General features: G+C 60.3%; 22 protein-coding genes and 1 riboswitch. Of the genes, 14 read left to right on the forward strand and 8 right to left on the reverse strand.

Annotated features, from left to right (window positions below; genetic code table 11):
- The first annotated feature begins 82 nt into the window (after positions 1-82).
- Positions 83-478: a lysozyme inhibitor LprI family protein gene (locus tag V4835_RS15275; RefSeq protein ID WP_063143924.1), complete on the forward strand. Its 396-nt coding sequence runs from the start codon at positions 83-85 to the stop codon at positions 476-478.
- Here the strand turns inward: V4835_RS15275 and rutR are convergent.
- Positions 475-1,113: an HTH-type transcriptional regulator RutR gene (rutR, locus tag V4835_RS15280; RefSeq protein ID WP_221549621.1), complete on the reverse strand. Its 639-nt coding sequence runs from the start codon at positions 1,111-1,113 to the stop codon at positions 475-477. The genes V4835_RS15275 and rutR overlap by 4 nt on opposite strands.
- Before the next feature lie 245 nt (positions 1,114-1,358).
- On the opposite strand from rutR, the gene rutA reads away from it, so the two are divergent.
- Genes rutA through rutG form a run of 7 tightly spaced genes read left to right on the forward strand, consistent with a single transcriptional unit; the run spans position 1,359 to position 6,793 of the window.
- The gene (gene rutA, locus V4835_RS15285) at positions 1,359-2,450 is read left to right on the forward strand and encodes a pyrimidine utilization protein A (RefSeq protein WP_331412678.1); all 1,092 of its coding nucleotides are present in this window, start codon (positions 1,359-1,361) and stop codon (positions 2,448-2,450) included.
- Complete coding sequence (gene rutB, locus V4835_RS15290; RefSeq protein ID WP_331412680.1) at positions 2,450-3,139, forward strand: pyrimidine utilization protein B; 690 nt, start codon at positions 2,450-2,452, stop codon at positions 3,137-3,139. Before rutA ends, rutB begins: the two co-directional genes overlap by 1 nt.
- An 11-nt stretch (positions 3,140-3,150) precedes the next feature.
- Positions 3,151-3,537 carry a pyrimidine utilization protein C gene (gene rutC, locus V4835_RS15295; RefSeq protein ID WP_331412682.1) on the forward strand — a complete coding sequence of 129 codons (387 nt, stop codon included), beginning with the start codon at positions 3,151-3,153 and terminating at the stop codon, positions 3,535-3,537.
- Positions 3,538-3,544: 7 nt separating this feature from the next.
- Entirely contained in the window at positions 3,545-4,345 is an 801-nt protein-coding gene (gene rutD, locus V4835_RS15300) for a pyrimidine utilization protein D (RefSeq protein ID WP_331412684.1), read from the forward strand.
- A 9-nt stretch (positions 4,346-4,354) separates the two neighbouring features.
- Positions 4,355-4,945: a malonic semialdehyde reductase gene (locus V4835_RS15305; protein ID WP_202774950.1), complete on the forward strand. Its 591-nt coding sequence runs from the start codon at positions 4,355-4,357 to the stop codon at positions 4,943-4,945.
- A gap of 9 nt (positions 4,946-4,954) precedes the next feature.
- Positions 4,955-5,449 (forward strand): NADH-dependent FMN reductase RutF, encoded by a 495-nt coding sequence (rutF, locus tag V4835_RS15310; protein WP_023327078.1) that lies wholly within the window; start codon positions 4,955-4,957, stop codon positions 5,447-5,449.
- Between the two features lie 21 nt (positions 5,450-5,470).
- The gene (gene rutG, locus V4835_RS15315) at positions 5,471-6,793 is read left to right on the forward strand and encodes a pyrimidine utilization transport protein G (protein WP_331412687.1); all 1,323 of its coding nucleotides are present in this window, start codon (positions 5,471-5,473) and stop codon (positions 6,791-6,793) included.
- A gap of 94 nt (positions 6,794-6,887) precedes the next feature.
- Here the strand turns inward: rutG and V4835_RS15320 are convergent, their stop codons facing one another.
- A complete protein-coding gene (locus tag V4835_RS15320; RefSeq protein ID WP_331412688.1) occupies positions 6,888-7,808 on the reverse strand; it encodes a DMT family transporter in 921 nt (306 codons plus the stop codon).
- A 116-nt stretch (positions 7,809-7,924) separates the two neighbouring features.
- Positions 7,925-8,098, reverse strand: coding sequence for a general stress protein (locus V4835_RS15325; protein WP_024909630.1), 174 nt, complete (start codon positions 8,096-8,098; stop codon positions 7,925-7,927).
- A gap of 390 nt (positions 8,099-8,488) precedes the next feature.
- Between V4835_RS15325 and wrbA the strand changes: the two genes are divergently transcribed.
- Both wrbA and V4835_RS15335 read left to right on the forward strand, forming a co-directional pair.
- Positions 8,489-9,085, forward strand: a complete 597-nt coding sequence (wrbA, locus tag V4835_RS15330) for an NAD(P)H:quinone oxidoreductase (protein WP_063143932.1) — start codon at positions 8,489-8,491, stop codon at positions 9,083-9,085.
- 20 nt (positions 9,086-9,105) lie between these two features.
- Entirely contained in the window at positions 9,106-9,333 is a 228-nt protein-coding gene (locus V4835_RS15335; protein ID WP_008499832.1) for a YccJ family protein, read from the forward strand.
- Between the two features lie 34 nt (positions 9,334-9,367).
- On the opposite strand, the gene agp is transcribed toward V4835_RS15335, so the two are convergent.
- Complete coding sequence (gene agp / locus V4835_RS15340) at positions 9,368-10,609, reverse strand: bifunctional glucose-1-phosphatase/inositol phosphatase (protein ID WP_331412692.1); 1,242 nt, start codon at positions 10,607-10,609, stop codon at positions 9,368-9,370.
- Between the two features lie 152 nt (positions 10,610-10,761).
- Here agp and V4835_RS15345 point away from each other — a divergent pair, with 152 nt between their 5' ends.
- Together V4835_RS15345 and V4835_RS15350 are read left to right on the forward strand one after the other, a co-directional pair.
- Positions 10,762-11,205 (forward strand): winged helix-turn-helix transcriptional regulator, encoded by a 444-nt coding sequence (locus V4835_RS15345; RefSeq protein ID WP_047650821.1) that lies wholly within the window; start codon positions 10,762-10,764, stop codon positions 11,203-11,205.
- A 125-nt stretch (positions 11,206-11,330) separates the two neighbouring features.
- Positions 11,331-12,125 (forward strand): SDR family NAD(P)-dependent oxidoreductase, encoded by a 795-nt coding sequence (locus tag V4835_RS15350; protein WP_331412693.1) that lies wholly within the window; start codon positions 11,331-11,333, stop codon positions 12,123-12,125.
- 1 nt (position 12,126) lies between these two features.
- Here the strand turns inward: V4835_RS15350 and V4835_RS15355 are convergent, their stop codons facing one another.
- Positions 12,127-12,486 (reverse strand): winged helix-turn-helix transcriptional regulator, encoded by a 360-nt coding sequence (locus tag V4835_RS15355; protein ID WP_063143935.1) that lies wholly within the window; start codon positions 12,484-12,486, stop codon positions 12,127-12,129.
- 101 nt (positions 12,487-12,587) lie between these two features.
- Here V4835_RS15355 and V4835_RS15360 point away from each other — a divergent pair, with 101 nt between their 5' ends.
- Positions 12,588-13,337, forward strand: coding sequence for an SDR family oxidoreductase (locus tag V4835_RS15360; RefSeq protein WP_331412694.1), 750 nt, complete (start codon positions 12,588-12,590; stop codon positions 13,335-13,337).
- A 1-nt stretch (position 13,338) separates the two neighbouring features.
- Here V4835_RS15360 and V4835_RS15365 read toward each other — a convergent pair whose 3' ends face one another.
- Positions 13,339-13,842: a DedA family protein gene (locus tag V4835_RS15365; protein ID WP_331412695.1), complete on the reverse strand. Its 504-nt coding sequence runs from the start codon at positions 13,840-13,842 to the stop codon at positions 13,339-13,341.
- A gap of 159 nt (positions 13,843-14,001) precedes the next feature.
- Positions 14,002-14,171: riboswitch (M-box (ykoK) riboswitch) on the forward strand.
- Between the two features lie 60 nt (positions 14,172-14,231).
- Here V4835_RS15365 and V4835_RS15370 point away from each other — a divergent pair.
- Positions 14,232-15,233, forward strand: coding sequence for a magnesium transporter (locus V4835_RS15370; protein ID WP_331412696.1), 1,002 nt, complete (start codon positions 14,232-14,234; stop codon positions 15,231-15,233).
- A gap of 84 nt (positions 15,234-15,317) precedes the next feature.
- Here the strand turns inward: V4835_RS15370 and hpxK are convergent, their stop codons facing one another.
- Positions 15,318-16,547, reverse strand: coding sequence for an allantoate amidohydrolase (gene hpxK, locus V4835_RS15375; RefSeq protein WP_331412697.1), 1,230 nt, complete (start codon positions 16,545-16,547; stop codon positions 15,318-15,320).
- Positions 16,544-17,785 carry a pyridoxal-phosphate-dependent aminotransferase family protein gene (locus V4835_RS15380; RefSeq protein ID WP_219324040.1) on the reverse strand — a complete coding sequence of 414 codons (1,242 nt, stop codon included), beginning with the start codon at positions 17,783-17,785 and terminating at the stop codon, positions 16,544-16,546. The genes hpxK and V4835_RS15380 overlap by 4 nt, the downstream gene beginning before the upstream one ends.
- Positions 17,786-17,796: the final 11 nt, after the last annotated feature.

Consider the following 17,796-nt stretch of genomic DNA (forward strand, 5'->3'; position numbering starts at 1 on the left):
TGGCGCTACGCTTACCGGGGCTACAAAACAACCCCAGGCCGGATAAGCGCAGCGCATCCGGCTTTTTTACACGGAGGGAAAGATGAAACATTATCTGATCGCAGGCGCAGCACTGCTGCTCAGCGCCAGCGCGCTGGCCGACGAGTGCGACAAAGCGACCACCCAGCTTGAGCTGAATACCTGTAGCGCGCAGCAGTACCAGGCTGCCGATAAAAAGCTCAACCAGACCTATCAGGCCGCCATCAAACGCGCGGCGGCACCTCAGCGCGACCTGCTGAAAAAAGCGCAGCAGGCGTGGATTACCCTGCGCGACGCGGACTGCGCGTTTATCGGTTCGGGGACGGAAGGCGGGAGCGTCCAGCCAATGATTGTTAACCAGTGCCTGGCGGAAAAAACCGTCGAGCGCGAAGCGTTTCTGGCCTCGCTGATGCAGTGTGAAGAGGGCGACTTAAGCTGCCCTCTCCCGCCGGGAAACTAGCGCACGCGGATCCCTTCAATAATCATCCGCTGCACGTTTTCCAGCGTGCTGTGGAAAAACGCCTCGTCCTGCAGCGTTTTACCGGTCACCGCCTCAACCTGGGCCGCAAAGTCAGCGTAATGCTGGGTGGAGGCCCAAATCATAAAGATCAGATGATGCGGGTCGACCGGGGCCAGCTTTCCGCTGGCGACCCATCCGGCAATAATGGCCGACTTATCGTCCACCAGCTGCTTTAAATCTCCGGTGAGTTCCGCCTGCAACAGCGGCGCGCCCTGCAGCATCTCAAGACAAAACAGCCTTGATGCCTGCGGGTAATCGCGCGACACCTCCAGCTTCAGGCGAATGTACTCTTTGATCGCCACCAGCGGGGCCAGCTCTGCGCGAAACGCTTTCAGCGGCGCCAGCCAGATATCGAGGATCTGCTGCATCACCGCGATATAGAGCGCCTCTTTCGACGGGTAATAGTAGAGCAGATTGGTTTTGGATACCCCGGACTGCTCCGCCACCTGCTCAAGGCGCGTGCCGTGAATACCAAACTGCGAAAAGGTCTCCAGCGCCGCGCTGAGGATCGCCTGCTTCTTGGCGCTCACCGCCTGCGAACGTTTACCTGGTGTTTTCACTGCGCCTTGTGCCATTCCCGCTCTCCTTATTCTGCGTTGCCCTCAGCATAGCAAAACCCCCGTCTCGCCACGACATCCTGCACTCCGATCGCGCATGAATGCCTGTTTTCTGTGCAATGTTTTTGACCATTTAGTCCACATTTAGCCGCATCAATCCACCAACTTCTGGTTAACACATTAATAACACTGCCATTTTCAAAACTGGCACCGCCTTTGCACAAACACCGTTACACCTGCGACGTAATGAAGAGAGGTTCGTGATGAAAATTGGCGTATTTGTACCCATCGGCAACAACGGCTGGCTTATCTCGACCACTGCACCGCAATACATGCCGACCTTTGAGCTGAATAAAGCCATCGTGCAGAAAGCGGAGCACTACCATTTCGACTTTGCGCTTTCGATGATCAAGCTGCGCGGCTTTGGCGGCAAAACCGAATTCTGGGATCACAACCTGGAGTCCTTTACCCTGATGGCCGGGCTGGCCGCGGTCACCTCGCGTATTCAGATCTACGCCACCGCCGCCACCCTTACTCTCCCCCCGGCGATCGTAGCGCGCATGGCCTCCACCATCGACTCCATCTCCGGCGGGCGCTTTGGCGTTAACCTGGTCACCGGCTGGCAAAAACCCGAGTACGAGCAGATGGGGCTCTGGCCGGGTGACGACTACTTCTCGCGTCGCTACGACTACTTGACCGAATACGTGCAGGTGCTACGCGATCTTTGGGGCACCGGCAAAAGCGACTTCAAGGGTGACTTCTTCACCATGAACGACTGTCGCGTCAGCCCGCAGCCGTCGGTGCCGATGAAGGTGATTTGCGCCGGGCAGAGCGACGCGGGAATGGAATTCTCGGCGAAATACGCCGACTTCAACTTCTGCTTCGGCAAAGGCGTGAACACGCCTGCCGCCTTCGCCCCGACCGCCGCGCGGATGAAAGAGGCCGCAGACAAGACGGGACGCGACGTGGGCTCCTACGTGCTGTTTATGGTGATTGCCGACGAAACCGACGACGCCGCGCGCGCGAAATGGGAGCGCTATAAGGACGGTGCCGACGAGGAGGCCCTGAGCTGGCTCACCGAGCAGAGCCAAAAGGATACCCGCTCCGGCTCAGATACCAACGTTCGCCAGATGGCCGACCCGACCTCTGCGGTCAATATCAACATGGGCACCCTGGTCGGCTCGTACGCCAGCGTCGCCAGAATGCTTGACGAAGTGGCGGCCGTTCCCGGCGCGGAAGGCGTCCTGCTTACCTTCGATGATTTCCTCACCGGCGTGGAGACCTTCGGCGAGCGCATCCAGCCGCTGATGCAGTGCCGCGCCCACATCCCTGCCGTCACGAAGGAGGTGGCGTAATGACCACTCTTAACGCACGCCCGGAAGCCATCACCTTTGCGCCGGAGCAGAGCGCGCTGATCGTGGTGGACATGCAAAACGCCTACGCCAGCCAGGGCGGCTATCTGGATCTGGCGGGGTTCGACGTCTCCACCACCCGGCCGGTGATTGAGAACATCAAAACCGCCGTCGCCGCCGCGCGCGCCGCGGGCATGCTCATCATCTGGTTCCAGAACGGCTGGGATGACCAGTACGTCGAGGCCGGCGGCCCCGGCTCGCCCAACTTCCACAAGTCGAACGCCCTGAAAACCATGCGCAAGCGGCCCGAACTGCAGGGCAAGCTGCTGGCGAAAGGCGGCTGGGACTATCAGCTGGTGGATGAGCTGGTCCCGCAGGCGGGCGACATCGTCCTGCCGAAACCGCGCTACAGCGGCTTTTTCAACACCCCGCTCGACAGCCTGCTGCGCAGCCGGGGCATTCGCCATCTGGTGTTCACCGGGATCGCCACCAACGTCTGCGTGGAGTCGACCCTGCGCGACGGCTTTTTCCTCGAGTATTTTGGCGTTGTGCTGGAAGACGCGACCCACCAGGCCGGGCCGGAATTTGCCCAGAAAGCGGCCCTGTTCAATATCGAAACCTTTTTTGGCTGGGTCAGTAACGTCAATGATTTCTGCGACGCCCTGACTCCCCCGCTCGCCCGCATCGCCTGAGGAGACACCTGATGCCAAAATCCGTGATTATTCCGACGGGCACCAGCACGCCCATTGCCCCGTTTGTTCCCGGCACCCTCGCAGACGGCGTGGTGTATGTCTCCGGCACGCTGCCGTTTGATAAAGACAACAACGTGGTGTTCATCAACGACCCAAAGGCGCAAACCCGCCACGTGCTGGAGACGATCAAAACCGTGATCGAAACGGCGGGTGGCACGATGGAGGATGTGACCTTCAACAGCATCTTTATCACCGACTGGAAAAACTACGCCGCGATTAACGAGATTTACGCCGAATTCTTCCCCGGCGATAAACCGGCCCGGTTCTGCATTCAGTGCGGGCTGGTGAAGCCAGAGGCGCTGGTTGAAATCGCCACCGTTGCGCACATCGCGAAGTGAGGCAGGTATGAAACTCTCCGTCTCGCCGCCCCCGTTCGAGGGTGCGCCCGTGGTGGTCTTTATTTCCGGTCTCGGCGGCAGCGGCAGCTACTGGCTGCCCCAGCTGGCCGCGCTGGAGCCGGAGTATCAGGTGGTGTGCTATGACCAGCGGGGAACGGGCAATAACCCCGACACCCTGCCGGAAGGGTACAGCCTTGCGCAGATGGCGGACGAGCTGGCTCAGGCGCTGGCGGATGCCGGGATTGCCCGCTACAGCGTCGTGGGTCACGCGCTGGGTGCGCTGGTCGGCCTGCAGCTGGCCCTCGACAGGCCCGACGCCCTCACCGCGCTGGTATGCGTCAACGGCTGGTTGACCCTCAACGCCCACACCCGCCGCTGCTTTCAGATCCGCGAGCGCCTGCTGCATTACGGCGGCGCGCAGGCGTGGGTCGAGGCGCAGCCGCTGTTTCTCTACCCGGCGGACTGGATGGCCGCCCGCGCTCCCCGCCTGGAGGCAGAAGAGGCGCTGGCGCTGGCCCATTTCCAGGGCAAAACCAACCTGCTGCACAGGCTCAGCGCCCTGAAAAAGGCCGACTTCAGCCGCCATGCCGCGCGCATTCGCTGCCCGGTACAGATCGTCTGTTCCGCCGACGACATGCTGGTGCCCTCCGTCTGCTCGTCGGAACTGCAGGCGGCGATCCCGCACAGCCGCAGCGCGGTGATGCGCCAGGGCGGGCATGCCTGCAACGTCACCGAGCCGGATACCTTTAACACCCTGCTGCTAAACGGGCTTGCCAGCCTGCTGCACAGCCCGGAACCCGCTTTATAAGGAGCTTTAATGAGCGAAGCCATTACGCCCGCCGCGCTGGAAACGCTGTTCACCGGCGCCCGCACCCATAACGGCTGGCAGGATATGCCCGTCAGCGACGAAACGCTGCGCGAAATCTACAGCCTGATGAAATGGGGGCCAACGTCCGCCAACTGCTCCCCGGCGCGGATTGTGTTTGTGCGAAGCGCAGAGGGAAAAGAGAAGCTGCGCCCGGCGCTCTCCAGCGGCAACCTCGAGAAAACCCTCACCGCCCCGGTCACGGCCATTGTCGCCTGGGACGGGGAATTCTACGAACGCCTGCCCGAGCTGTTCCCGCACGGCGATGCAAAGAGCTGGTTTACCACCAGCCCCGCGCATGCGGAAGAGACCGCCTTTCGCAACAGCTCAATGCAGGCCGCCTACCTGATTTTCGCCTGTCGCGCGCTGGGGTTGGACACCGGCCCGATGTCGGGCTTTGACCGCCAAAAGGTCGACGAGGCCTTTTTCACCGGCACCACGCTTAAAAGCAATCTGCTGATCAACATTGGCTACGGCGATACCCGCAAACTGTACGGGCGCCTGCCGCGTCTGGACTTCGACGATGCCTGCGGGCTGGCGTAAGGAGCAATTATGACGACACCGGATAAACAAACCTTTCGCGACGCCATGGCCTGCGTTGGCGCGGCGGTCAACATCATCACCACCGACGGCCCGGCGGGGATGGCAGGCTTCACCGCCAGCGCGGTGTGCAGCGTCACGGATTCACCGCCCACCCTGCTGGTGTGCCTGAACCGCGGCGCGTCAGTCTGGCCAACGTTTAGCGAAAACCGCACCCTTTGCGTGAATACCCTGAGCGCCGGGCAGGAGCCTCTGTCCAATCTGTTTGGCGGGAAAACGCCGATGGAGGAACGCTTTGCCGCCGCCCGCTGGCAGACGGGCGACACGGGCTGCCCGCGCCTGGAGGATGCGCTGGCCTCGTTTGACTGCCGCATCAGCCAGGTGGTGAGCGTCGGCACCCACGACATTCTGTTTTGCGACATTGTTTCGATTATCCGCCACCCCGCGCCGCAAGGGCTGGTGTGGTTTGACCGCGGCTACCACGCGCTTATGCGCCCCGCCTGTTAACCCGCTCTAAGGAGACAGACCATGTTCGGATTTCCCCACTGGCAGTTGAAATCGACCTCCACAGACGCAGGCGTGGTCGCGCCGGATGAACGCCTCCCGCTCGGGCAGACGATGGTGATGGGCGTTCAGCACGCGGTCGCCATGTTTGGCGCCACGGTGCTGATGCCGATGCTGATGGGACTCGATCCCAACCTCTCCATTCTGATGTCGGGTATCGGCACGCTGCTGTTCTTTTTCGTCACCGGCGGGCGCGTGCCCAGCTATCTCGGATCCAGCGCCGCCTTTGTCGGAGTGGTCATCGCCACCACCGGGTTTAACGGCCAGGGGATCAACCCCAACCTGAGCGTGGCCCTCGGCGGCATCATCGCCTGCGGTCTGGTGTACACCCTGATTGGTCTGGTGGTGATGAAAATCGGTACGCGCTGGATAGAGCGAATGATGCCCCCGGTCGTGACGGGCGCCGTGGTGATGGCGATTGGTCTGAACCTCGCCCCGATTGCGGTCAGGAGCGTCTCCGCCTCGCCGTTTGAAAGCTGGATGGCGGTGATCACCGTGCTGTGCATCGGCCTGGTGGCGGTGTTCACGCGGGGCATGGTCCAGCGGCTGCTGATCCTGGTTGGGCTGATTGTTGCCTGTCTGGTTTATGCCCTGCTGGCGAACGTTTTCGGTCTGGGCAAGCCGGTTGATTTTACGCTGCTGCATCAGGCCGCCTGGTTCGGCCTGCCGAAGATCACCTCCCCCACATTCAACACCCAGGCGATGATGCTTATCGCACCTGTCGCCGTTATCCTGGTGGCGGAGAACCTGGGCCACCTGAAAGCGGTCGCCGGAATGACCGGGCGCAGCATGGATCCGTACATGGGCCGCGCGTTCGTCGGTGACGGGCTGGCGACCATGCTCTCCGGTTCCGTAGGCGGCAGCGGCGTCACCACCTATGCCGAAAACATCGGCGTGATGGCGGTGACCAAGGTCTACTCGACGCTGGTCTTCGTGGCGGCGGCGGTGATGGCGATGCTGCTCGGCTTCTCGCCGAAGTTCGGCGCGCTGATCCACACCATTCCGTCACCGGTCATCGGTGGGGCATCGATTGTGGTGTTTGGGCTGATCGCCGTGGCCGGGGCGCGCATCTGGGTGCAGCATCGGGTCGATCTCAGCCAGAACGGCAACCTGATTATGGTGGCGGTCACGCTGGTGCTGGGCGCGGGCGATTTTGCCCTGACGCTGGGCGGGTTTACGATTGGCGGGATTGGCACGGCGACCTTCGGCGCGATCCTGCTTAACGCCCTGCTGAGCCGCCGGAAAGGGGATGAAGCGCAGGCGGAAGCCATCACCCCCTCCACCTGAAATGAGTGCTACTTTCTTGCCGGGTGACGCTACGCTTACCCGGCCTACAACTGGCATGTAGCGCCGCCGGGCAAAACGGGCAGCGTGCGCGTTGTTAGCTATCTGCCCCTTGTTCAGCGCTCACCCCGGCAATCGCCTTGCGTCGTTTTTTTAGCTTTAACTCGCTCACCAGCACCCCGGCGACAATAAATGCCGCGCCAACCAGGGCCAGCAGCGGCAGACGCTCCCCGGCCAGTCTCCCGAAAATGCCCGCCCAGACCGGTTCACCGGTATAAATCACCGTCGCGCGAGTTGGCGATACGCTGCGCTGCGCCCAGTTCATGGTGACCTGAATAATGGCGCTGAAGATACCGAGCCCCAGTGCGACCACCACCAGACCGGTGGACATCGGCGGCACAGATTCTCCGGCCGGAATCATCGTCGCAAAGGCCACCAGCGAGGCCGTCGCCAGCTGCACCACCGTGACGCGCTTGACGTCCACCTTCCCCGCCCAGGCGCTAATCAGAATGATTTCCGCCGCAATGGCAATCGCCCCAATCAGGGTGATGATTTCGCCCGGCCCCAGCGCCAGCAGGTTATTTTCCGGCCCGGCCAGCAGGATCAGGCCGATAAACGCCAGCACGATGCCAATGCAGGACATCAGGCCCGGAATTCTGCCGAGACAGAGCCACTGCAATAGCGGCACCAGCGGCACGTACATGGCGGTAATAAACGCGGATTTACTGCTGGGGATAGTTTGTAATCCCCACGTCTGCAGGCTGTAGCCCATCGCAATAGCAACGCCAATCGCTACCCCAGCCTTCAGCTCTTTGAGCGTTAACCCGCGCAGGGTTTTCAGGGAGATGAGCGCTACGGCAATCGCCGCCGTCGCGAAGCGCAGGCCAACGAAAAAGAATGGATCGCTGAGGGTCACCGCGTACTGAACGGCCAGGAACGTCCCACCCCAGAACATGGTGATGAGAATGAGGATGGCTTCCTGCGGTTTTACGGAGAATTTGAAGCGTGAGACAGACATGCGGCACTCGCAATTAAGATCAATGCTCTAGTGTGCGTTGCCTTTGGTTACAGTTCAATGTTGCAGAAATAAAAAAACCGCCGGGAGATCCCGGCGGCAGGGTTCAACCCGGCGTGTTACTTACTGCTGCTGCCGTGGCTGTTTTTGCCCCCTTTCTTGCCAGCTTCAGATGCGCGTTGCGGGTCATTCTTGAAGTTGCCCCCGCTGTGCTGGCCACCTTTACGGCCTGCTTCTGATGCTCTTTCACGGTCTTCTGCGAAATTACCTGAACCACCACGATGGTTTGCCATCTCTAACCTCCAGAATGTGAAACATTAGACATCATATTGCATTCAGTAAAAGAGGATTCTTTCACCTCGCAACACAAGGACAGTGCCTTTATCTGTGCCGCGTGAAACTAAGCTTAGTGGAATGCCGCTATCCGGCAAGCCGCAGGTAATATCCTGCAACATGAACTCAGCCTTTCGGGTGAGATGACGCGACGGGGATGCATAAGCCTTTCTTATCATTTCAGAAATCTGCCGTGTAAAAGTTGTATCATTTTGCTACAACGCCTTTTTGTAACCATATTGTTATAAATCAAAGAAATGCCGTTCATTTTTGCAGTCTGGCTGTGATGGCATATCTTTAAAAGAACGCAGCGATCCGCTGTCAGAAAAACCAACGAGGAGTGATGCAAAATGGCAAAAGTTCTGGTGCTCTATTATTCCATGTATGGACACATTGAAACCATGGCTCACGCGGTAGCAGAAGGTGCAAACAGGGTTGATGGCGTTGAGGTTGTGGTGAAGCGCGTACCGGAAACCATGCACGCTGAAGCCTTCCTGAAAGCCGGGGGCAAAACCCAAAACGCCCCGGTCGCTACCCCGCAGGAGCTGGCGGATTATGATGCCATTATCTTCGGCACCCCGACCCGCTTCGGCAATATGTCGGGCCAGATGCGCACCTTCCTCGATCAAACCGGCGGACTTTGGGCATCCGGGGCGCTCTACGGCAAACTCGCCAGCGTATTCAGCTCAACCGGCACCGGCGGCGGTCAGGAGCAGACGATTACCTCAACCTGGACTACCCTTGCTCATCACGGGATGGTGATTGTGCCGATTGGCTACGGCGCGCAGGAGCTGTTTGACGTTTCCCAGGTGCGCGGCGGTACGCCATACGGCGCAACCACCATTGCCGGTGGGGATGGCTCACGTCAGCCAAGCAATGAAGAACTGTCTATCGCCCGCTATCAGGGTGAATATGTCGCGGGTCTGGCCAAAAAACTGAACGGCTAACACCCAACAGGAGGACAAGCATGCCAACTCAAGAATCCAAAGCTCACCACGTGGGCGAATGGGCAAGTTTACGCAACACCTCTCCGGAGATTGCCGAAGCTATCTTTGAAGTCGCGAAGTACGACGAGAAGCTGGCCGAGCAGATTTGGGAGGAAGGTAACGATGAGGTGCTGGTGCGCGCCTTCGAAAAAACGGACAAAGACTCGCTCTTCTGGGGCGAGCAAACCATCGAACGTAAAAACGTCTAAGCGTTTCCCCCCCGCCGCAGCGGGGGGTTCTCCTTTACTTCGCCGCGTTGTTCATGACCGCATTGAATTTATCGACGGGACAGAAGCCGTTCGCATCCACCGGACAGCCTTTCAGCTCCAGCGTCACGCGCTGCGCGGGCGACTGCAGCGACAGCACGCTGGCGTTACGCAGCTGTTCTGAGCTCTGATAGACATACTCAATTTTCATCAGCTCCTGGTTGGCATTTTTGTCATGCCAGCGCTGGAAGACAATTTTGCCGCCAATCGGAGTGCGCTCCTGCTGGTCGTGCAGCTGATACGGTTTGAAATCCAGGGCAGTCAGCAGGGAAGCAATGTTCGAGTCATGCCCCACCAGCAGGGTGATTTTAGGCGCTTTCGCCTGTTCGGTGACCAGGGTTTTATCAATGTACTTCACCAGCGGCTTCGCCACGTTTTGCGCCACTTCGGTGGAGGTAAACAGCGAATCCTGATAGCCGTTCTTCAGCTTCGACAGCACGCGCCACTGCTGGTCGGTTTTGATTTCGCCCCAGGCCACCTGGTCGGCCGGGAAGCCTTCGTAATACTGCAGCGTGAACGCGTCCACCAGCGAGTTACCCACCTTCAGCGGCCCGGATACGCCAGGCTCTTTTTCATAGTCGGCGCTGAAGGTATCTTTCGCGTCTGCCAGCGAGCAGACCTTTTTCTCTTTGCAGGACGGGGAATCCGCGTAGTTCGTCAGCTGTTCCAGCAGCTTATAGCTTTCCGCGAGCTGCATTTTCTGCCGCTCGGACTCCATCGCCTTGAGCGCTTTTTCGCGGAATTCCGGCGAGTTATCGGTAATCACCGGATTGAAGGTCGGATCCATGGTGCCCATTTTTTCCTGATGGTGCACGGGGACGTCGCAGCCCGGGAACGCGCCGGTGATAAAGAACTGTGCGGTGGCGACGGTGCGCTGCAGGCTGTTGGCATAAGCATAAACGCTATCCGCCGCTGGACACTCTCCCGTCTTCACCATCCCCTGCTGCGCCAGCCACTCGCGCATGTAATGGCCCATATAGACTTCCAGCACGCCCCCCTTGGTGGTGAGCTGGCCGCCCGGCACCTCCCACTCCGGCCACTGCTTCGGCGTGGACTGCTCCAGCACGCTGCCGTTATTGGCGAGCGGCGCGCGCAGGTTATGGCGACTCATGATTAAAACTTGCTCCAGCTGATACTCTTCCGGCGTCTCTTGCGCCTGCACGCCAAACGTTGCTGAAATGGAACCGGCGACTGCCAGCGCGAGTAGTGCTTTTCTCATCCCTAATTCCTCACTCGTTTTAAAATGTCGCGTTCAGTGTGACAGATTCGTGACAGTTTTCCGGGAAGCATTTCTCAAACTGATGATTAACCTGCTTACGACGCGCGCAAATTAGTTTTATAATAAAACCACACCCTACCGGAGAATTGACCGTGAAACGTACCCGCCTCGAAGAGAGCACCTGCCCCGTCGCCCGTTCGCTGGATATCATCGGCGACTGGTGGTCGCTGCTGATCGTGCGCGACGCGCTGCGCGGAATTAAACGCTTCGGCGAGTTCCAGAAAAGCCTCGGCATCGCGAAAAACATGCTGACCACGCGGCTCAAGCTGCTGGTCGACGAAGGGATCCTCCGGCTTCAGCCCGCGTCCGACGGTAGCGCCTGGCAGGAGTATGTCCTGACCGAGAAAGGGCGCGCCCTGCAAACGGTGCTGGTTGCATTGTCCCAGTGGGGCAATGAATTTTTGTTTGCTGAAAACGAATGCGGCACCGTGCTGGTCGATGCTGAACAGCGCAAACCCCTGCGCAAGCTGGCGCTTATCGCCGACGATGGGCGCGAACTAACGCCTGAAGAGATCGTGGCTAAACTCCCCTCCTGATCGTTCCCGACGGCAAAAGCACAAAATGATCGCCAGAATAGTTGCATTATAAAACCAAATAGCAGAGAGTTGATTCAGTTTCATATTGAAACCAAATAACCCACTTTGCCTTGAGGTAACACACGATGACTACGCAAATCACCACCGCCCTGATTACGGGCGCCTCTTCCGGGATTGGTGCCGTCTATGCCGACCGTCTTGCCGCGCGCGGCGCTAACCTGGTGCTGGTTGCCCGCCGCGAGGATCGCCTGAAGACCCTCGCCGCCGACCTGCGCGCGCGCTATGGCGTGGCCGTCGATATTCTGGTGGCCGATCTTACCGATGAAGCCGGGATCCGCGCCGTGGAGGAGGAGCTGCGCAGCAATACCGCCATTGATACGCTCATTAACAACGCGGGCACCGCGCAGATGGCACCGTTCCTCGCGGGCGAGGTAGCGCAGCATCAGGCCATTAACACCCTGAACACCACGGCGCTGATGCGTCTGACCTACGCCATCCTGCCACGCCTGGCGCAGAACAATCGCGGCACGCTGATCAATATCGCCTCGGTGTTAGCGCTGCACGTCCGCGCCGGTAGCGCCCTCTACAGCGCCACCAAGGCGTGGGTACTGAGCTTTACCCGTGGGTTACAGGAAGAGTTTGCCGACAGCAGCGTGCGCATTCAGGCCGTACTGCCCGCCGCCACGGCGACAGAAATCTGGAGCCATTCGGGCGTCACGGTGAACGATCTGCCGGAAGGATCGGTGATGACCACCGACGATATGGTGGATGCGTCGCTGGCGGGTCTGGATCAGGGTGAACCAATCACCATCCCGCCGATGCATGACGCAGGCCTGTGGGAGCGCTACGAAGCGGCGCGCCTTGAGCTGTTCAACAGCGCGCGCACCGGCATTCCGGCACCGCGCTACGTAAAACAGTAGCCTAACGCTCAAGCTGGTCGCCGTACTCGCTCATCCAGGCGGCCAGCGGCGAGAGCGCATTTTGCAGGGTTAACCCGAGCGCGGTAATTTGATACTCCACGCGCGGCGGGATCTCCGGGTAGACCGTCCGCGTCACCAGCCCGCGCTGCTCAAACAGGCGCAGCTGCTTCGTCAGCTCTTTCTGCGTGATGGGGGCAGCGGCACGCAGCAGATCGCCAAAGCGTACGGGCGTGTTGAACACAATCAGGCGGTAGAGAATGGGGATTGCCCACTTACCGGATATCAGGTTGACAAACTGCGTCATCGGGCAGGTATACGCCTCAGATTTTTTTTCGCAGCACGCCTCCAGCCTTTCTGCCATAGCACACCTCTTGCCTCGTTAGTATCCATTTGGTACCTGGTTTCCTTTCGATACTAACGTTTCTATAGTGCTTTCTCCAGAGACATTTCAGGAGAAGAACAATGGGTCGTTTAACAGATAAATATACGCTGATTACCGGCGGCACCAGCGGCATCGGCCTCGCCACCGCGCAGGCGTTTATCGCCGAAGGCGCGCGCGTCGCCGTGACCGGACGCAACCCGGAAACGCTCGCCGAGGCAGAACGTATTCTGGGCGATAAGGCCTGGGTAATCCCAACCGATGCGGGCGATATCGCGTCGCAAAAAGCGCTGGCGGAAACCCTCGCCGCCCGCTGGCCACGCCTGGACGCGGTGTTTCTCAACGCGGGCGACGTCACGCACGCGCCGCTGGAAGCCTGGCAGGAGGAGGCCTGGGACCGCCTGATGGGCATCAACCTGAAGGGACCGTTCTTTTTAATTCAGGCGCTGCTGCCGCTGCTGAATAATCCGTCGTCGGTCATCCTCTGCGGCTCCGTAAGCGCGCGCATCGGCCTGCCCACCAGCAGCGTGTATGCCGCGAGCAAGGCCGCACTGCTGTCGCTGGCGCGCACGCTGTCGGCGGAGCTGCTGCCGCGCGGGATCCGCGTCAACGGCCTGAGCCCCGGCCCGGTGGAAACCCCGGCGTTTACGAAGACGGGCCTAAGCGACGAGGCGCTTAACGCGATGATGGCAGAGGTCATTAAGCTGGTGCCGCTGGGCAGAATGGGCTCGACGACGGAGCTGGCAAAAGCCGCGCTCTATCTGGCGTCCGACGAGTCGAGCTACACGGTGGGAACGGAGCTGCTGGTCGACGGCGGGATGGGGAGTTTGTAACTCAAAAGGCGCTGATGCCGGTGACGATGCCGACATACAGCGCCGCCCATACGCAGGCGGAAATCAGGCCGACGGCGTAGACCTTGACCGCATTCAGCCTGAGCATCCCTGCCGCCAGCGGGACGATGTAACGCAACACCGCCAGAAAGCGCGACGTAAACAGCACGATGACCCCGTTCTTTTGCAGCTGATGCTGTACCCGCAAGAACTTATCGGCATGCTTTGAGGTAAAACGCGTGACCAGCCGGGAGTGCCCCATCAGCTGGCCGATATGGTAGTTCAGCACCGAACCCACCGTTGCCCCCAACACCACGGCCAGCCACGCCAGCGCAGGATGCATGCTCGTCTGGCTGACGGTAATCCCCGCCAGCAGCATCACCGAGGCGGGCGGCAGCACGGAGGAGATCAGCACCGTCGATTTACTCAGCGCCATTACGAATAACAGCGCGAAAAGATGTGCCGGATACAGCGCAAAATGATTCAGCAGATTATCAAACCACGCCATTTTCCTCTCCTCCGTTGATTATATAATCCTCCATTAGAAATGAATTATCTTAAATAAACCTTCAACGCTTTATTAATATCATTCTCCTAAACCGTTCTTAAACATTAATTAATTTCCTGAGCGCTAAAATTAAATAAGCGTATTATCCCTCTCGTTTTACAACGATCTCGTTATGGCGAGGCTCCTGTACAAATACACGTTATCGCTCTGGTGGGTTCGAGAGAACCGGCACAGGGTAAAACAGGCACTGTCGAATCAAGGCTTTGTCAGTATAACTTCCCTCACGGGATACGGTGTACAGTGCTGAACCCAGGACGTGGGGATCTCCTCTTCGACATGCCCTGTCTTGCTCGCCCCTGAGAGATGTTATTATTCAAAGGGAATTCACAATGTCTTACGCTATTCACAACCAAAACCTGGCATTCAATGACAGCGCGATCGCGCAATATATGAATACCGATTTTATCGTCCTCGATATTTCATTATGCGTGGCGCTGGCGCGCGAGCAATTCTTCGAAAAATTAAAAGACGACGATATTCCGTCTCATATTTTTATTGAAGACAATGGCCGCCTGGCGGGCATGATTGCCGTGCGTAAACTGCTGCAGACCGCCGATACGGTACAGCCGATGAAATCGCTGATGATTTCGCAGTTTTTGCAGGTCAAACCGGAGGATGAACGTGCCGACGTTGCCGGACTGCTGGCGCACGGCGGCGCGGACGTGGTGCCCGTGGTCACCCACGGCAAGCTCGTCGGCTGCCTGACCGAGCGCGAAATAGCCCATCTGCTGGAAGATGACGTCACCGAAGATGCTCAGCTTCAGGGGGCGACGCTGCCGCTGGAGAAACCCTATCTGGACACCAGCCCGTACAGCCTGTGGAAGAAACGCTCCGTCTGGCTGCTGCTGCTGTTTGTCGCGGAAGCCTACACCAGCTCGGTGATCCAGCATTTTGAAGAGGCGCTGGAGTCCGCCATCGCGCTGGCGTTCTTTATTCCGCTGCTGATCGGCACGGGCGGCAACAGCGGGACGCAAATCACCTCCACGCTGGTGCGCGCCATGGCGCTGGGGGAAGTCCGTCTGCGCGACGTTGGCCGCGTGCTGCGTAAAGAGATGACCACCTCGCTGATGATTGCCGCTACGCTCGGTATCGCCGGGTGTATCCGCGCCTGGATGATGGGTATCGGCCTGGAAATCACGCTTATCGTCAGCCTGACGCTGGTGTGCATCACGCTCTGGAGCGCGATTGTGTCGTCCGTGATCCCGATGGTGCTCAAACGTTGCCGGATCGACCCTGCCGTGGTGTCCGCGCCGTTTATCGCCACGCTGATCGACGGGACCGGGCTGATTATCTACTTCAAAATTGCCCAGTACACGCTGGGGCTGGAGTAACGCGGTTCCCTGCCGGGTGGCGCTGCGCTTACCCGGCCTACCTATCCCGTAGGCCCGTGCAAGCGTAGCGCCGCCGGGCAATATTCAGACCGCACCAAGCTTTCTCACCGCCCGCCCAAACGCCTCAATCGCCAGGGCAACGTCCTCAGCCATCACCGATTCCGCCGGATGGTGGCTGACGCCCCCTTTGCAGCGCACAAACAGCATGCCGACCGGCCAGCGTTCTGCCAGCGCGATGGTGTCATGCCCGGCACCGCTCGGCAGCGATAATGAGCGCCCCTGCACCGATTCAACGGCCTGTTCCAGCAGATCCTGCAAACGTGCATCGCACGGCGTGGCGGCGATACGGTAAAACTCCTCGGCGCTGAAGCTCAGCCCGCGACGAGCGGCAATGGTTTGCGCCTGCGCCAGCAGTTCCGCGAGCAGCGCGTCAAGCGGGCCATCCTGCGGGCCGCGAATATCCAGCGAGAGCGTAACCTCGCCCGGGATCACGTTGACCGCGCCGGGCAGGCAGCGCAGCTCCCCGACCGTCGCCACCCGATTACCGCCCTGCTGTCGGGTGGTGTTTTCGATCAGCACCATCCATTCGGCGGCGGCGGCCAGGGCATCCTTACGGTGATTCATCGGCACGGTTCCCGCGTGTCCGGCCTCCCCGGTGAAGCGGCAGCTGAGGCGGCGCGCGCCGTTAATGGCTTCCACCACGCCCAGCGCCAGACCTTCCTGCTCCAGACACGGCCCCTGTTCGATGTGCAGCTCCAGACAGGCGCTGAAATCGTCCGGATGGCGTGCCGCGAGCGCCACGCGGGCGGGATCGAGCCCCGCCTGCACCATCGCCTGCGCCACGCTGATGCCCTGGGCATCGCAGGTCTCCAGCCAGCCCTGCGGCCAGGTGCCCGTTATGCCCCGGCTGCCTAGCAGGGTGATCCCAAAACGGGTCCCCTCTTCGTCGCCAAACCCGACAATCTCGATGGCCTGCGCCAGATGCAGCCCCTGCTGGTGCAGGCTGTCCACCACCTCAATGGCGGTGAGCACCCCGAGCATGCCGTCGTAGCGCCCGGCGTTGCGCACGGTATCGAGATGCGAGCCGAGCAGCACCGCCTGCGCCCCTTCCTGCGCGCCCTCATAGCGTCCGCAGATGTTGCCCACGCTGTCCTGCCAGACGGTCATTCCCGCCTGGCGCATCCACTCGCCGACCAGCTGGTTGGCCTGCAGATGCTGCGCAGAGAGGTACACCCTCGTCAGCGCATCCGGGGTTTCGCTGATGGCGGCCAGCGCGTCGGCGCGCGCCATCACCCGTTGTGCCGCCGGGCTCATTGCGGCGTCTCGCGACGATAGTGGTCCCACGCGGCCTGCATGGCGGCTCCCTGCGTTGTGGTGAATTTCAGGTAGTTCAGCACCGACTCCAGCGCGCTCAGGGTGGTCATCACGCAGTCTTTGCGCGCGTTGTAGCCCATGGTGCCAATGCGCCACACTTTGCCGTGCAGCGGGCCAAACGATGTGCCGATTTCAATCCCGAAATCCTCCAGCATCAGCTTGCGCACCTGGTCGCCGTTAACGCCCTGCGGGATAACCACGCCCAGCACATTGTTCATCTTGTGCTTCAGGTCGCCGAAGGTCTCCAGCCCCATCGCCTGAATGCCCTTCAGCAATGCGTCACCGTGCAGCTTATGACGCGCGATGCCGTTATCCAGCCCTTCCTGCAGGATCAGCCGCGCGCATTCGCGGGCGCCAAACAGCGCGGTCGTGGCTTCGGTGTGGTGGTTCAGCCGCTCCGGCCCCCAGTAGTCCATCACCATGCCGAGATCGAAATAGTTGGAGTAGATCATCTCCTCGTCGCCGTCGCGGTGGGCGTCGGTGCGAATGCCTTCCTCAACGCATTTTCGGCGGCGGATCGCCTCCTCCATGCGCGCGCTCAGGGTGATCGGCGACGTGCCCGACGGGCCGCCGAGGCATTTCTGCATCCCGGCCGAGACGGCATCCAGCCCCCAGGCGTCGGTCTCCAGCGCGTTGCCGCCGAGCGAGGCGGTGGCGTCGGTGTAAAACAGCACGTCGTAGCGGCGGCAGAGGGCACCCAGCTCGGCGAGCGGCTGCAGCATGGTGGTGGAGGTGTCGCCCTGCACGGTCAGCAGCAGGCGCGGACGAATACGCTTAATCGCATCCTCGACCTGGTCCGGGGTGAACACCTCGCCCCACGGCACCTCAATGGTATGCACCTCCGCGCGGCAGCGGCGGGCAATTTCGCACAGCAGATGACCAAAGCGGCCAAAAACCGGCACCAGCACCTTATCTCCCGGACGAATGGCGGAAACCAGAATGGCTTCAATTCCCGCGCGGGAGGTACCGTCCACCAGCATCGTCCAGCGGTTCTCTGTGCGGAACACCCCGCGATAGAGCGCCATCACCTCGTTCATATAGTGGGTCATGGCCGGGTCGTACTGGCCGATCAGCTGGCTCGACATGGCGCGCAGCACGCGCGGGTCGGCGTTGATCGGGCCCGGCCCCATCAGCAGGCGCTGCGGCGGATTGATTTGCGGAAAGCGTGCGATATCCATTGTTAAGTCCT

The sequence above is a fragment of the Enterobacter cloacae complex sp. CARB60 genome (genome assembly GCF_036487345.1).
In the GTDB taxonomy this organism is placed as follows: Bacteria; Pseudomonadota; Gammaproteobacteria; order Enterobacterales; family Enterobacteriaceae; genus Enterobacter; species Enterobacter asburiae_D.

Excerpts from the sequence above, each read along its gene's own strand:
- V4835_RS15380 (WP_219324040.1), bottom strand. The coding sequence starts at position 17,785 with ATGGATATCGCACGCTTTCCGCAAATCAATCCGCCGCAGCGCCTGCTG.
- V4835_RS15320 (WP_331412688.1), bottom strand. The coding sequence starts at position 7,808 with ATGTCTGTCTCACGCTTCAAATTCTCCGTAAAACCGCAGGAAGCCATC.
- hpxK (WP_331412697.1), bottom strand. The coding sequence starts at position 16,547 with ATGAGCCCGGCGGCACAACGGGTGATGGCGCGCGCCGACGCGCTGGCC.
- rutF (WP_023327078.1), top strand. The coding sequence starts at position 4,955 with ATGACGACACCGGATAAACAAACCTTTCGCGACGCCATGGCCTGCGTT.
- V4835_RS15350 (WP_331412693.1), top strand. The coding sequence starts at position 11,331 with ATGACTACGCAAATCACCACCGCCCTGATTACGGGCGCCTCTTCCGGG.
- rutA (WP_331412678.1), top strand. The coding sequence starts at position 1,359 with ATGAAAATTGGCGTATTTGTACCCATCGGCAACAACGGCTGGCTTATC.
- rutR (WP_221549621.1), bottom strand. The coding sequence starts at position 1,113 with ATGGCACAAGGCGCAGTGAAAACACCAGGTAAACGTTCGCAGGCGGTG.
- V4835_RS15355 (WP_063143935.1), bottom strand. The coding sequence starts at position 12,486 with ATGGCAGAAAGGCTGGAGGCGTGCTGCGAAAAAAAATCTGAGGCGTAT.
- V4835_RS15275 (WP_063143924.1), top strand. The coding sequence starts at position 83 with ATGAAACATTATCTGATCGCAGGCGCAGCACTGCTGCTCAGCGCCAGC.
- rutB (WP_331412680.1), top strand. The coding sequence starts at position 2,450 with ATGACCACTCTTAACGCACGCCCGGAAGCCATCACCTTTGCGCCGGAG.
- V4835_RS15305 (WP_202774950.1), top strand. The coding sequence starts at position 4,355 with ATGAGCGAAGCCATTACGCCCGCCGCGCTGGAAACGCTGTTCACCGGC.
- V4835_RS15325 (WP_024909630.1), bottom strand. The coding sequence starts at position 8,098 with ATGGCAAACCATCGTGGTGGTTCAGGTAATTTCGCAGAAGACCGTGAA.
- V4835_RS15360 (WP_331412694.1), top strand. The coding sequence starts at position 12,588 with ATGGGTCGTTTAACAGATAAATATACGCTGATTACCGGCGGCACCAGC.
- rutC (WP_331412682.1), top strand. The coding sequence starts at position 3,151 with ATGCCAAAATCCGTGATTATTCCGACGGGCACCAGCACGCCCATTGCC.
- V4835_RS15370 (WP_331412696.1), top strand. The coding sequence starts at position 14,232 with ATGTCTTACGCTATTCACAACCAAAACCTGGCATTCAATGACAGCGCG.
- rutD (WP_331412684.1), top strand. The coding sequence starts at position 3,545 with ATGAAACTCTCCGTCTCGCCGCCCCCGTTCGAGGGTGCGCCCGTGGTG.
- wrbA (WP_063143932.1), top strand. The coding sequence starts at position 8,489 with ATGGCAAAAGTTCTGGTGCTCTATTATTCCATGTATGGACACATTGAA.
- rutG (WP_331412687.1), top strand. The coding sequence starts at position 5,471 with ATGTTCGGATTTCCCCACTGGCAGTTGAAATCGACCTCCACAGACGCA.
- V4835_RS15335 (WP_008499832.1), top strand. The coding sequence starts at position 9,106 with ATGCCAACTCAAGAATCCAAAGCTCACCACGTGGGCGAATGGGCAAGT.
- V4835_RS15365 (WP_331412695.1), bottom strand. The coding sequence starts at position 13,842 with ATGGCGTGGTTTGATAATCTGCTGAATCATTTTGCGCTGTATCCGGCA.
- agp (WP_331412692.1), bottom strand. The coding sequence starts at position 10,609 with ATGAGAAAAGCACTACTCGCGCTGGCAGTCGCCGGTTCCATTTCAGCA.